The organism is Desulfoferrobacter suflitae (genome assembly GCF_022603395.1).
In the GTDB taxonomy this organism is placed as follows: domain Bacteria; phylum Desulfobacterota; class Syntrophobacteria; order Syntrophobacterales; family Syntrophobacteraceae; genus Desulfoferrobacter; species Desulfoferrobacter suflitae.
In genome coordinates, this window is the sequence record NZ_JAIBKA010000012.1 from 88832 (window position 1) to 101178 (window position 12347).

At 53.5% G+C, this 12347-nt stretch carries 13 protein-coding genes; 4 read left to right on the plus strand and 9 right to left on the minus strand.

The annotated features are described in order from the left end of the window. Positions 1-28 precede the first annotated feature (28 nt). Both K1V27_RS18725 and K1V27_RS18730 read right to left on the minus strand, forming a co-directional pair. Positions 29-1351 (minus strand): permease, encoded by a 1323-nt coding sequence (locus K1V27_RS18725; protein ID WP_258931577.1) that lies wholly within the window; start codon positions 1349-1351, stop codon positions 29-31. Between the two features lie 237 nt (positions 1352-1588). Next, positions 1589-3013 carry a sigma-54 interaction domain-containing protein gene (locus tag K1V27_RS18730; RefSeq protein ID WP_258931578.1) on the minus strand — a complete coding sequence of 475 codons (1425 nt, stop codon included), beginning with the start codon at positions 3011-3013 and terminating at the stop codon, positions 1589-1591. Positions 3014-3257: 244 nt separating this feature from the next. Here K1V27_RS18730 and K1V27_RS18735 point away from each other — a divergent pair, with 244 nt between their 5' ends. From K1V27_RS18735 to K1V27_RS18750, 4 genes are all read left to right on the plus strand, one after another. After that, positions 3258-3698 (plus strand): MarR family winged helix-turn-helix transcriptional regulator, encoded by a 441-nt coding sequence (locus K1V27_RS18735; protein ID WP_258931579.1) that lies wholly within the window; start codon positions 3258-3260, stop codon positions 3696-3698. Beyond that, positions 3646-4848, plus strand: a complete 1203-nt coding sequence (locus K1V27_RS18740) for an ISL3 family transposase (RefSeq protein ID WP_309574017.1) — start codon at positions 3646-3648, stop codon at positions 4846-4848. The genes K1V27_RS18735 and K1V27_RS18740 overlap by 53 nt, the downstream gene beginning before the upstream one ends. A 203-nt stretch (positions 4849-5051) precedes the next feature. Then, positions 5052-5948 carry a permease gene (locus tag K1V27_RS18745; RefSeq protein ID WP_258931580.1) on the plus strand — a complete coding sequence of 299 codons (897 nt, stop codon included), beginning with the start codon at positions 5052-5054 and terminating at the stop codon, positions 5946-5948. A 48-nt stretch (positions 5949-5996) separates the two neighbouring features. Next, positions 5997-6179 (plus strand): hypothetical protein, encoded by a 183-nt coding sequence (locus tag K1V27_RS18750; RefSeq protein ID WP_258931581.1) that lies wholly within the window; start codon positions 5997-5999, stop codon positions 6177-6179. A gap of 150 nt (positions 6180-6329) precedes the next feature. Here the strand turns inward: K1V27_RS18750 and K1V27_RS18755 are convergent, their stop codons facing one another. From K1V27_RS18755 to K1V27_RS18785, 7 genes are all read right to left on the minus strand, one after another. Beyond that, entirely contained in the window at positions 6330-6659 is a 330-nt protein-coding gene (locus K1V27_RS18755) for a 4Fe-4S dicluster domain-containing protein (RefSeq protein WP_258931582.1), read from the minus strand. A gap of 60 nt (positions 6660-6719) precedes the next feature. Beyond that, entirely contained in the window at positions 6720-7511 is a 792-nt protein-coding gene (locus K1V27_RS18760) for a DUF169 domain-containing protein (protein WP_258931583.1), read from the minus strand. Positions 7512-7581: 70 nt separating this feature from the next. Next, positions 7582-8874 carry an L-cysteine desulfidase family protein gene (locus K1V27_RS18765; protein ID WP_258931584.1) on the minus strand — a complete coding sequence of 431 codons (1293 nt, stop codon included), beginning with the start codon at positions 8872-8874 and terminating at the stop codon, positions 7582-7584. Between the two features lie 65 nt (positions 8875-8939). Further along, a complete protein-coding gene (locus K1V27_RS18770; protein ID WP_258931585.1) occupies positions 8940-10151 on the minus strand; it encodes a SufB/SufD family protein in 1212 nt (403 codons plus the stop codon). After that, positions 10139-10864: an ABC transporter ATP-binding protein gene (locus K1V27_RS18775; RefSeq protein WP_258931586.1), complete on the minus strand. Its 726-nt coding sequence runs from the start codon at positions 10862-10864 to the stop codon at positions 10139-10141. Before K1V27_RS18775 ends, K1V27_RS18770 begins: the two co-directional genes overlap by 13 nt. Before the next feature lie 173 nt (positions 10865-11037). Then, positions 11038-11829: a 4Fe-4S binding protein gene (locus tag K1V27_RS18780; RefSeq protein WP_258931587.1), complete on the minus strand. Its 792-nt coding sequence runs from the start codon at positions 11827-11829 to the stop codon at positions 11038-11040. A 35-nt stretch (positions 11830-11864) separates the two neighbouring features. Beyond that, positions 11865-12314 carry a hydrogenase iron-sulfur subunit gene (locus K1V27_RS18785; RefSeq protein ID WP_258931588.1) on the minus strand — a complete coding sequence of 150 codons (450 nt, stop codon included), beginning with the start codon at positions 12312-12314 and terminating at the stop codon, positions 11865-11867. Between the last annotated feature and the right edge of the window lie 33 nt (positions 12315-12347).

The following is a 12347-nucleotide window of genomic DNA, read 5'->3' on the forward strand; positions in this document are numbered from 1 at the left end:
CGGCGCAGGCCTTTACCCACTCAACCTCTCATAAAAAGAAACGACCAAAGACCAGACCCACCGTTGCACTCATAACGACCGTAAGGAAAACGAAGACGGCAGTTTTTTTGAATCCGAACACACTATAGATCACCGCAATGCTCGGCAACGATAGTGCCGGGCCGGCCAAAAGCAAGGAAAGGGCCGGACCCCGCCCCATCCCGAGGCCGATCAACGCCTCCAAGATCGGAATTTCCGTGAGGGTGGCAAAGTACCACATGGCTCCCATAAGGGAAGCCGCCAAATTCGCCGTTAGACTGTCCCCCCCAACCCATCCTGCCACCACAGTTTCCGGGATCAAGGCACCGACAAAGCCGGTGACGAAAACTCCCCCGAACAGCAAAGGTATGATCAATCTGGAAAACTCCCAGGTTTCTCTCAGCCACGCGTTCACCTCCTGTCGGTCGAACCATCTCCACACCATCAGAGCCGTTGCCGCCAGGAATGCCAATGCGAAATACCATCGGTTCACATACACCCACTTGGCCCATTCGTAGCCCGGCGCAGTGTTGAATTCGCTTGTGGCTATTTCGCTTTTGGGAATATCGAGCTTCATGCCCCTTCTAAGGTCTCCGACGGGCTCTTTCAGTTGCACCCGCAACGTTTCGGTCATCTCCAACAGCACATCGACCTGCATCTTGGTTCCGTCGGTCTTTTGAATGATTGTCCAGGTCGGGTTGGCCCAGTCGCTGAAGACCAGAAAAAGGATCATCGAGGCCAGAAACAAAGCGGTTTGCAGCAGGTTGCGCCGGCTGGGAGGTGGATCTGGAAGGTGCATCACGGCAGCCTCGCGGCGCTCTTCCTCCTTGTGAAAGATGGCTGCCATGATGACGCCGATGATGACCGCAAAGACAACGGAGCCGATCACCCGGGCGATACCGAGATCGAACCCCAACACTCTGGCGGTTAGAAAGATGGCAATGACATTGATGGCCGGTCCCGAGTAGAGAAACGCCGATGCCGGCCCGAGTCCCGCACCGACCTTGTAGATGCTTGCAAACATGGGCAGGACGCTGCAGGAACAAACCGCCAGCACGGTCCCTGAAACCGAAGCTACCGAATATGCTTCGATTTTATTGGCCCTCGGTCCCAGGTGGCGCAGCACCGCTTCCTTGGAAAAAAAGCAGGCAATAGCGCCGGCGATGAACATGGCGGGTACTACGCAAGCAAGCGTGTGATTGCGCGCGTACCACTGCAGCATGTAAAATGCGTCCATGATCGCCCCCTGAATCTTGGGATCGGTAAAATTCAGAAAGTAGGCAATCAGGAAAACGGCCAGCAATCCTATGAAAAAGCGCCAATCTTTGCTCATGAAGCACCTCGCAGAGTGTGGGTCCGCACGCCAGGTTCTACGGACATGTTCCTGGCAAAGCGATCATTCGAGCCCGACTTTGCCGTCGCGGTTAGTAATGGCAATCTTTGTGCCAGGCCGATAGGGATTGCTAAATTATGGAATTACGAGAGCTTAGAGAGTCAGGAGGAAGGGATTCAGGGATAAATGAAGCTTCGACGTGTCAAAGAATGAAACTGTGTCATGAAACGTTTCAAATCACTCGGCCATCAGCCCGTGCTTTTTCATTTTGCGCCATAGGGTGCTGCGACTGATGCCGAGAGCGCGGGCTGCCTCTACACGGTTGCCCTGATGGTGCAGCAGGGCAGAGCGAATCTGTTCCGCCTCAGGGTCCGACCCGGCAGTGGAGTGATTTGGGAGCGACGTCCAATTTTCAGCATCCTTTTCCAGCAGCTCTTTTGGCAGGTGTTCCACGTCGATCAGGTCGCCCTTGCAAAGGATGAACGCATATTCGATGACGTTGGCGAGCTCGCGAATGTTGCCCGGAAACGAGTGACGCATGAGTCGTTCGAGCACTTCGGGAGTGACGGTGCGAATCGAGCGCCCCTTGCTCAGGTTGAATTTTTCTATGAAGTGTGCCACCAGCAGCGGGATGTCTTCTTTTCGTTCGGCCAGGGACGGTAGGCTGATTTTCACCACGTTGAGCCGATAGTAGAGATCTTCGCGGAATTCTCCGCCGCGGCTCAGTGCCTTCAAGTCGACATTGGTTGCTGCGATCACGCGAAAGTCGGCCTGTCTGGCTTTGCTTCCACCAAGCGGGGTGAATTCCCCCGTTTCGAGCACCCGCAGCAGGTCGGCTTGAAATGCAAGGGAGGTGTTGGCGATCTCATCAAGGAACAAGGTGCCCTGATGGGCCAGCATGAAACGGCCTGGTTTATCCCGGTGGGCGCCGGTAAAAGCGCCTTTCGAGTGGCCGAATAGCTCCGATTCCAGCAGCGTATCGGGCAGGGCAGCGCAATTGACGGCGACAAAGGCGCCCTTGCCTCTGGCACTGAGGTTGTGAATCGCCCTTGCCACGAGCTCCTTGCCGGAACCGGTCGGCCCCTCGATCAAAACGGTGCTGTCACTTTGGGCAATGTCCGGCAGAACGGAAAGGATTTCGCGGATTCTGGGATGTTGTCCCACGATGTCGGCAAAGCTGTAGTTTTGGTTCAACTCTTTGCGCAAACGTTCCATGTCGGTCAAATCACGGAATATTTCCACTCCTCCGGTGATCTTGCCCTGCTTGTTCTTGAGGACGGCGGTGCTGATGCTGATGGGCTTTTGCTCGCCGTCCTTGCTGATAATTAAGGCGTTGTAATGGGACCGGGGTGACTGGGTTGCCAGAGTTTCATCCAGAGGGCATTTTTTTTCACACACATCCGCTCGGAAAATGTCGAAGCAATACTGACCAACGGCTTCCTCCTTGTCGAACCCGGTGATGAGCTCAGCCGCCCGGTTGAAAAAAGTGATCTGGTTGTCGAGATTGATGGTGAAAACACCCTCGCCGATACTATCAAGAATAGTACAGCAGGGAGAACCGCCCTCAAAGGGATTCTCGCAGAACAAAGGGCCGGTCGGGACGGACGAGGAAGCATCCTGTTGATCGTGTCTTAAGCTCGGATGTTTTGATTTATTTTTCATCGTGCAAAAGGTTTCCTATCATCTCGTATACATAGGCGGCAGTTGTAAATGTAATATTCTCTCTGATGAACGCCAAGGGATAAATGCTTTCGATGGTGGCCGAAACGATATCATAACCGGTCATCGTTTGCCTGAAGGAAATTGAATCGACTGAAGACCGGGGTGGATCCCGGACATATGCCGCGAAAAATTTAGGTTGACACTGTCAACTAAATCGTCTATTATTTTTTCGGGAGGAAATCGGATGAATAAGACGCAGATGCCTGAGCTAAGCCGTGCACTGATTGAGATTGTTTGGCATTTCGGCCCCAAAGGTTTGGACGGCCAATGCTGTGAAAATCTGTCGTTGCCGGAGTTTTTGGCGCTCGATAAGGTGGCCGGCACGAAAGATTGTCCGGTGCAGGAGGTGGGGCACGCGCTTGGATTCACCAAGAGTGGAGCGACCAGGATTGTGAACCGGCTGGAAAAGAAAGGATATGTGGAGAAAGTCAGATCCGATGAAGATGCAAGGGTTTGTTGTGTAATTGTGGTTCATCCGGTTAATGAGTACCCGGAGTTGAAAAAAGAAAATGGACATGGCAATAACCCCAGTTGTTTGACTGTGATCGAACAACGGGAGGGGAAATCAAGCCATGTCCACATCCATACTTTACCATGCTTTCGGTCTGAAGGGTATTCACTATGAATCCACTCACTTTTTGGGAGATTGTATTTACATCAATGCCCGAATGACAGATCAATATGTGAGATGTCCAGAATGCAGAAATCGAAAAGCCAGCTTCAAAGGCCAGAAAAGAAGACTTCTGCGTATGAGTCCCATTGGAAGGAAGAGGTGCTTCTTGGACCTTTTGCTCCACCGACTCAAATGCCTCAGGTGCGGACATCTTTGGTGGCCCACTCTGCCCTTTATGGATGGCAAACACCGTTATGTCAGGTCCTTCGCACTGACAGCTTTGGATCTTTTGAAGTTCGGCACCATCCGTTCGGTCGCGGAGTACCTGGCAGTGGGCTGGGATCTTGTCAAACAGATCCACAAGGAGCGCCTCTCTTTGCTCTACAGGTCGGTTCCCTTGCATAAAGTCAAATACCTTGGAATTGATGAGTTCAGCATAAGAAAGGGCCATGAATACATGACCATTTTCGTCAATATCGAGGATGGAAGAATTCTGCATGCCGTTGAAGGCAGAAGTAAAGAAAAGATCCAACCCTTCATCGAAAAGCTCTCCAAAAAGGCAAAGAAACTCACTGCGATCGCCATGGACATGAGCGGAAGTTATTATTCTGCTGTACGTGGGTGGCTGCCTCATGTTGATATTGTCTTTGACCGTTACCACGTATCGGCTCTCATGAACCAGGCCATTGATGAAATCCGAAGAGGCCAGCAAAGAGAATTGGACAACCTCGGACAAAAAGCTCTCAAAGGGAATCGCTTCCTACTCTTGAGAAACTATGATTCCCTTGAGCCTGATCGCAAGGCCCGACTTGATGCCCTCCTTAAGGCCAATCACCCCCTTTTCATTGCTCATTCCATGAAAGAACAGTTGCGACTCTTTTGGGACGAGGACTTTGACAGTGCAAAGAGCTTCCTTGAAGTGTGGATTAAGGATGCCATGCAATCTGGAATCGGCCCCCTTGCCAAGGTGGCCAAAACTCTGGCTGGCTACAAAACAGGGCTTCTCAACTATTTTAAATATTCTATCACCAGTGCCGTTGTCGAAGGAACCAACAACAAAATCAAAACCCTTAAAAGGCAGGCGTATGGGTTCCGAGATATGGTCTACTTTAAATTGCGACTCTATCATCTCCACACCCAGAGGTACTCATTAACCGGATGAACCGTAATTGTAACCAAAGATGGGGAAAGGATTCTCAAATCGGCGACCGAGAGGTATTCGAAAGAACTTGAAAGAATAGTTTCCCGGATGCCCGAAGAATCGTTGCCCAAAATGAAAGAATTGCTCATCACCATGGCCAGGCTACTGAAACAGTAATTTTTTTTCGAACATAGGTTGATAATGTCAACTATTTGGAGGCTGGAATGAACACCTTTATCGCGACCCTTGAATACTTTATAATCATTACAGCGGAGTTGACGGTCCTTTTTCTCGGTATCAGCGCAATCGTGGCGTTGGCATTGATGTACATCCCTCAGGAGAAGCTCAAGGCATGGCTTTCCAGGCGGGGCATTTTAGGTAATTTGCTGGGCGCTGCGGTTGGCGCATTAACCCCTTTTTGCGCTTGCTCGACCATTCCGATGACATTGGGAATGCTCAATGCGGGAGCCCCTTTTGGACCGGTCATGTCGTTTGTCATTGCTTCGCCGCTTCTCAATCCAATTATCCTTACCATGATTGCAACACTCATGGGCTTGAAAGCAAGCCTCACTTATTTTGCTATAACTTTTTTAGGCTCGGTTGTTTTTGGCGTGCTTTTGGAAAAAACCGGTAGCGCCAGGTATGTCAAGAACGTGCGATTGAAGTCCAGTTGTTGCGGCGCCACAATCGAGGCTGTCCCTGCCGCTTTCTCGATCAAGGTCAAAGTTGCAGCAAGGGCGGCCTGGGGGGATTTTAGAGCGGTCTTGATCTATCTCCTCATAGGCGTTGGCATTGGCGCGGGTATTTACGGCTATATCCCGCAAGAATTTGTCGCCCAGCTCGCAGGACCGCAGAACCCGTTCGCCATTCCCGTTGCCGCGGTAATCGGCGTTCCTCTCTACATCCGTGCGGAAACAGCTATTCCCATTGGCTTAGCCCTGTCGCAAAAAGGCATGAGCATGGGGGCGGTTATTGCGCTCATTATCGGCGGAGCCGGGATGGCCATCCCGGAAATGGCGATGCTCATGAGTATATTCAGAAAGCAACTGGTGGCGTCCATCGTTGCGGTCATTTGGGCGACGGCGGTTATCGGCGGCTATGTGTTCAATGTGATCGGGTGATTTCTGCAGGAGATCGACCAAAGACATTTCTAGAGAAAGGAGACATTCATGACAGAGCGAAAGTCGGAAAAAGGGTTTTTCAACAAACTGTTTGGCCAAAAAGGCAGCTGCTGTTCTTTTCAGGTCGAAGAAGCGCCGCAGCCAGGCAGTGACGATGTGGCAGAGGAGAAGCACAAAATTAACAACATTGAAGTGGTTTCAGAAGATGAAGCCGGAATGGGTCGAGATTGAACATGAACTAGATTAAGATTTATCAATGGATCAAATTTGCCGAGGGCAACCTGCCGCCTGATTGGATTGGCAAGTCGATGGCACTGCGGTGTATGCAAAGGCATGTTGGCAGAGAGCCCTCGATCCTTCATCGGATTCATTGGAGTCATTTTAAACCGCATATTTTTCGTGATTGGTTTTCAGTTCCTCTCTGGCTTTTTTTATGAGCTCATGCTCTTTTATCAAGCGGTGAATATGGCTCACGGGAGGAAAGCTGACGGCATGTGCGGGGCAGATGTTTGCACAGGTTACACAGCCAACCGCACAGCTGTCGGGATCTTTCACTACGGCCTTTTTGTCTTGGTAGTCGTAGCGGAAAACCAACCTACCGCATCCCGTTACGCAGAGTCCGCAGCCGATGCACAATGTTTCATCGACGGTCGGGTGCCACGAGATCTTCTCCCGGGGTATGCCATGCCAGGGTTTTAATTTAGCATCCATCCTACTCCTCCTGTGAGTTAGTGCCGTTAAAGAGTCAATGAACCTTTCTGCTTCGAATACTCATTTTGACATACCCTTATATAGTGGACTGGAGCCCTCTTCGTCCGCTTTGTGTTCCAGCTTGTGCAGCGTCTGTTTCGACCTGGAGGTCGGAATGGCCTTGTCGGCCAAAAATACCAGGTGTTCAATGACAGGTGACAGAGCCGCGGCGGGAAACCCAAGAAGCGCTTCTCCCGGTGCTATATCAGTTGCTTCCCGGCAACCGTAACAGCCGTAGCCGAAGTTCAAACGGTTTTCCAAGTAGGGGACAATGGTGCTGTCCACGCATGCGTTTTGGAGGACCGCTGTGGTGGACATGACGCGCTGCCCGCCGGTGGCATGAAGATAAGAGAGCACAATCCACATGAGCCTTTCGACCAGGTCCTCGACCACGACAATGTCGGGTACGTACAGTGAGGCTTCCAAAGGAAAGAGGTGCAGTGCCTCAATTTGTCCGGGCGGCAGCGTCGGCATATCGGCGAACATCCTTTTGCCGACGGCCTCATCCGAAACAATCCCGAATCCGACAAGGGTCTTGCCGGACTGCAATCCGACCGGTCGCTTGCGAAATCCAAATGCCGCCGCTGCAGCCGGACAGGAAATGCCCTGCCCATCGAGCACCACATCGTCACCTCTGCGGGCCAGCATCAAGGCCTGGCAATAGCGATGGCGCCTCAACCGTGTCGCTCTCTCGGGCCATGGTTCAGCTTTCCGCAGCAGCCTCACCCCGACCGGCGAGTTCGACAATCCCACAGCTGCAATCATTTTTCGACCCGCAGCCCGGATTTCATCGATTTCCATTTGCCGACTCATCTTTTACTCCTCAAGGCTCATAAATTGCTTCACTTTATTCATCCACCCTGGAGCCTCCAGCACGCTCTTTTCACGCCTGGCCCCGACGGAGACATTTTCCTTGAAGGATGTGGACCACCGTGGAGTCCACCAAGCCCATCCCTTCAAGCGATATTCTGCCCAGATTGCGGATCGATTGTTCGGCCGAGCAACCGACGATCCCGTCTTCCATGGAGATGCCGTAACCGGCAAGGGCCATGAAAGCCGAACGCATGGCCGTATCCGCTCCGGTTACGATTTTCATGGAGCAACCCGGCTTGGCTCCGTCACAGATGATACCCGAGAGATCCGCAATGATATTGTGGACGGCGCAGGTGATTTTTTCCATGTCGATTCCGGCCGTCTGGTAGACGATGGCCGTCGCTGAAGCGATGCCGGCGGCAATGGTGCAGCCGCATACTACGGACAGCTCCCCCGTGAAGCATTTGATATAGGAATTCACAGCGTGGCTGACGGCAATGCTTTCCTGGATGCGGGGCAGCTCAATCGATCTCTCCCGACCGACCAGATACGGCAAAAGAATGGTGAGCACGCCCTGGTTGCCGGAGCCGCCGCTCGTCATCACCGGCTCCGCAAGGCCACCCATGCGGGCGTCAACTGCAGAGGCGACCCGCTGTTTGACCCGGTAGAATAAATCGTCGGCCATAAGGCCTTGTTTCATCATCTGCTGCAACTGATAGGCGTTTCTTTTCAGATCGACGCCTTTTTCCGATATGGCCAGGTTCATGTCGATGCCGCGCTGGATATACGAGCGTGATTCATCATCCAAGCTGATGACCTCGCGCAGCACCTCCTCCAGTTTCATTGCCCTGAGCCTGTCTCGGTAGCCTCTGGTCTTTCTCCCGGCATGGTGATGGACCTCGATGACAGACCGCCCGTCTTTTTCCAGGCGGGAGATGTTTGTATGGCCTTCCGATACGATGCAATGAACCCGGGAGCCGCCGCCATGGACATGGACTTCCACGTGTAAACTCTTTGCATCTTCTTTGCAGCGATAGGTCAAGTGTCCTTCATCGACGAACCGCTTTGCCTTTTTGAGGATCTCCGGGGTGACGGCGCTTAAGATCTCCAACCGCAGGCTTGATTGAGCGATCATGGCACCCATCGCCGCCGCGATCACGTTCCCCTTTTGTCCCTGACTATTCGGGATGGTTACTGCTGCACCGTTTTTAAAAGTGCCCGGATCAACAGTAAGTTCAATCCCTTCCACCGGGGCATTCAGCTGCTCCGAAGCAGCGGCGCACGCATAAGCACAAGAGATCGGTTCGGTGCACCCAACCGCCGGGAATACCTCGCCGGCAAAGATTTCCTTGATCAGATCCATTGCAGTCCCTTCATTGTTTCAAGCTCCATGGCTGTCTGCGGTCGGTTTTTGCAGTGGGACAATCACTAAAGCCCATGACCGGTCTCCCGAATGGTCTGATCGATCTCCTCTTCCAGGCCGGGCGGCAACCCTTCGATTTTTACCTTGAGAAAGCCTCGAACGATGGCGGCGACCGCCTGGTCTTCATCCATGCCGCGTGCCATAAGGTATTCGATCTCCTCGGCAGCGATCCGGCCCACCGCCGCTTCATGCGACATTTCGACCCCCGCCGTCCTCCCTTCGAGCTCCGGCACGGCATAAATGACACCGTTTTCAGATAGAATGAGGCCGCGGCATTCCAGGTGCGCTTTGACCTCGGGCACCATGCCGATGAGGTGCCCGCGGCTGACGCAGACCCCGCCAACTGTGACACTGCGGGAAATAATTTCGGCCCGCGTTTGCGGAGCATCGAGGATAACCTTGCCGCCGATGTCCAGTTCGGAGCCCGGATGTGCGACCAAGATGGAATTGATGCGGGCAACGGCGCCTTTGCCCTGCAGGGTGACTGTTGGATAGGTCTGCACCGAGCCTACCGGCTTGAGCAGGATATAATTGGAGATAAACCGCCCGGCTTCTTCCACCAAAACTGCCGTTCGAGGCCGCACGTGCACGTCTTTGGCCCAGTTGTGAATCATGGTCGAGGTAAGCCGGCCTCCGGCGCGTACATAGAATTCGGACACACCGATGTGCAGGCCCGTGCTCACCACGGGGTGGACGGTGCAGCCGGTGATGACATGCAGGCTGGCGCCTGGCTCGACGACGATCAAATTATGGATGTGTTGAGCCAAACCGTGGGTACGCATGTAGAGGCATGTTTCAACCGGCAGAGTCATTTGCACTCCCGGCTGGACGCGAATGAAAAAACCGTTGTCCAGTTCCAGCTCGGCCTGCGCCGTATACTTGTCCGTATCCACCGGCACCAGCCGCCACAGGTGGTCAGCGACCCAGTCGTAACGGTTGATCGCCTCGGCAACGGGCAGCACCTCGATGCCGGGCATGTTCACCTGGCAGTGGACCACCGACGCATCCGCCTGCATGAATGTGGCGGCATGCTCTACATCGGTCAGTTCGACACCGACCCGCAGCAGCTGGTCGCGCTCTTTGTTGTCGAACTTTTGAAATTCCGAGTCGTAGTCCCAGGATTCCTTGGGGCGCGCAAAGTCCTTCAAGTTCACATCGGCACCCAGCAGGGCTTTTTTGTCGCGGGCTTTCTCAGCCTTTTGCTTTATCTCTGACATTGGATGCACTCCTCATAGCCCATGTTTTTGATATCCGAAAGCAGTTCCAACGGGTGCCCGAAACAGCGGATTTGTCCATCGGAAAGAACATAGCCGCGGTCGGCATGGATGTAGTCCAGGATGAAGCCGGTGTGACTGATGATGAACCCGGATTTTTGCCGCTTCTCACAGCGGCATTCCTTCTGCAACAGACGTCCGATGATTTCTCCGACCAGCTGCAAACTCTCGAGGTCCACCCCCGATTCCGGTTCATCCAAAAGCACCAGCAAAGGGTCCTGCACGAGCAATTGGAGGAGCTCCGAGCGTTTCAGCTCACCTCCGGAAAAGCCGTAGTTGACGTCCCGGTCTAGAAACTCTGAGAAATTGTACTGTTGGACGAACTGCTCGGAGGAGATCCCTGCAGCGGAGCACTCCCGCAAAAGGTCCCGCATGGTCACTCCGCGGATTACCGGCGGGCGCTGAAAGGCTAGGCCGAGACCAAGCCGGGCTCGCTCATAGACGGGAAGATGCGTGATATCCCGTCCGCTAAAGGCTATCCGGCCCTGTTTGACCCGGTAGCGGGCGAAGCCCATAATGGTCATGAGCAGGGTAGACTTTCCCGACCCGTTCTTGCCGAACAGGATATGAGTTTCTCCCTGGGGAATCTGCAGCTTGACCCCCTTGAGAACTTCCTTTTCCTCGACATCCACCCAAAGATCTTCAATTTCAAGCATAGCGACTCCTTTATTTGCTCAGTGAGCAGTGAACAGTGACCGGTGAGCAGTTTCTATAACGGGTGTGCGGCAAGCTGAGACATTTTGGCTGTTCGCGGATTGCCAGCCTCACGGCGATCCCTCAGCATGCACGGAATCCAACAACGCGGCGAAACGCAATGGGGTCGATAAGCTCACCTTGGGCCGGGGGGCAGCATGGCCTCTTCTCCCGGGAAAATAAATGGTGAATTTTGGCCATCGGTTCCGGGTTTATAGTCAAAAACCTCCTCTACCAGCCTGTTCACTTCTTTATAGAGCGTGCGTAGATGAATCCTTGCCGGACAAACCTCTTCACACAGTCCACAGTCGATGCATCGGCCCGTCATATGAACCGCACGAACGAGATGAAAGGAGGTATCGGGTGGAAGTTTGTTTGAGGGAATCAGCTTTTCGTGCTCCATGCTGCAGTCCGTACAAAAGCAAACCGGACAGACGTCTCGGCAGCCGAAGCAGCGGATGCAACGGTTGAAGTGGGAGAGCCACCACTGCAGGCGGTTTTCAGCGGTCATTTTTTCCAAATCCTGGACCCTTTTGCTGCCTTTCACCGGTGGCACAGGCTTGCCGTAATCCACTTGAGAGGGATACGGCTGCCAGCACTCGCAGTGGCGTGCGAGCTCCGCAGGACAGGCCTGGCCAAGCATCACCACACGCTCTCTTTCAAGCTGGCCCCACTTGAAGAGCTCCCTGATTGCCCTTTCTTCGCAGCCGCGTACAAGGATTCCGTAAGTTCTATTTGGATTCCCCCGCGCCAGGGCGAGCAGCAGTTTCGCCATTGGGTAATGCGCCTTGGTCTGCTTCCAGGGCTCCAACTTCCGGGCATTTTCCCTTGAGAAGAGATACGGGAAAAAAAAGCCGTGGATGGTCCTGTATGCGAGGAAACCGTCAACTCGAGCTTCTTCAAGAAGCTTCCCTATCTTGGTATTCATGGGCTGTTCCTGTAATTCATCGAGGAGTTAGCGTTTTATGTCACTTTAATGGCTGTCGCTTTGGGCACCGCCTCGAATGAAGGCGCCGGGCCGAGCTCGCGTATCCTTTCCGTGAATTCGCGCACTGTATCTGCAAACTTTCCCCCCTCCGCCGCCGAGATCCATTCAAGATGCAGCCTCTGCGGTTCGTATCCGGCAAAGCGCAACAGCCCCTCCAGGAATTTCATGCGTTTCATCGTCAGGTAATTGCCTTTGAGGTAGTGGCAGTCGCCGATATGGCAGCCTGCCACCAGCACGCCGTCCGCTCTCCGTTGAAAAGCATGCAGAATATGGTGCGGGGAGACGGTCCCGGAGCACATGACACGAATGATGCGGATATTGGGCGGGTACTGGAGACGGCTTACTCCCGCGAGATCGGCCCCGGCGTAGCTGCACCAGTTGCACAGAAATCCCAAAATCCGTGGCTCGAAAATTTTGTCTTTCATGATGTCACCTGTGTTTCTAGGTAAACAGCTCAA

Bases quoted from the DNA above. Each gene is read 5' to 3' on its own strand.
- K1V27_RS18770 (WP_258931585.1), bottom strand. From the start codon at position 10,151: ATGTCAGAGATAAAGCAAAAGGCTGAGAAAGCCCGCGACAAAAAAGCC.
- K1V27_RS18735 (WP_258931579.1), top strand. From the start codon at position 3,258: ATGAATAAGACGCAGATGCCTGAGCTAAGCCGTGCACTGATTGAGATT.
- K1V27_RS18750 (WP_258931581.1), top strand. From the start codon at position 5,997: ATGACAGAGCGAAAGTCGGAAAAAGGGTTTTTCAACAAACTGTTTGGC.
- K1V27_RS18745 (WP_258931580.1), top strand. From the start codon at position 5,052: ATGAACACCTTTATCGCGACCCTTGAATACTTTATAATCATTACAGCG.
- K1V27_RS18740 (WP_309574017.1), top strand. From the start codon at position 3,646: ATGTCCACATCCATACTTTACCATGCTTTCGGTCTGAAGGGTATTCAC.
- K1V27_RS18765 (WP_258931584.1), bottom strand. From the start codon at position 8,874: ATGGATCTGATCAAGGAAATCTTTGCCGGCGAGGTATTCCCGGCGGTT.
- K1V27_RS18775 (WP_258931586.1), bottom strand. From the start codon at position 10,864: ATGCTTGAAATTGAAGATCTTTGGGTGGATGTCGAGGAAAAGGAAGTT.
- K1V27_RS18780 (WP_258931587.1), bottom strand. From the start codon at position 11,829: ATGAATACCAAGATAGGGAAGCTTCTTGAAGAAGCTCGAGTTGACGGT.
- K1V27_RS18785 (WP_258931588.1), bottom strand. From the start codon at position 12,314: ATGAAAGACAAAATTTTCGAGCCACGGATTTTGGGATTTCTGTGCAAC.
- K1V27_RS18730 (WP_258931578.1), bottom strand. From the start codon at position 3,013: ATGAAAAATAAATCAAAACATCCGAGCTTAAGACACGATCAACAGGAT.
- K1V27_RS18725 (WP_258931577.1), bottom strand. From the start codon at position 1,351: ATGAGCAAAGATTGGCGCTTTTTCATAGGATTGCTGGCCGTTTTCCTG.
- K1V27_RS18755 (WP_258931582.1), bottom strand. From the start codon at position 6,659: ATGGATGCTAAATTAAAACCCTGGCATGGCATACCCCGGGAGAAGATC.
- K1V27_RS18760 (WP_258931583.1), bottom strand. From the start codon at position 7,511: ATGAGTCGGCAAATGGAAATCGATGAAATCCGGGCTGCGGGTCGAAAA.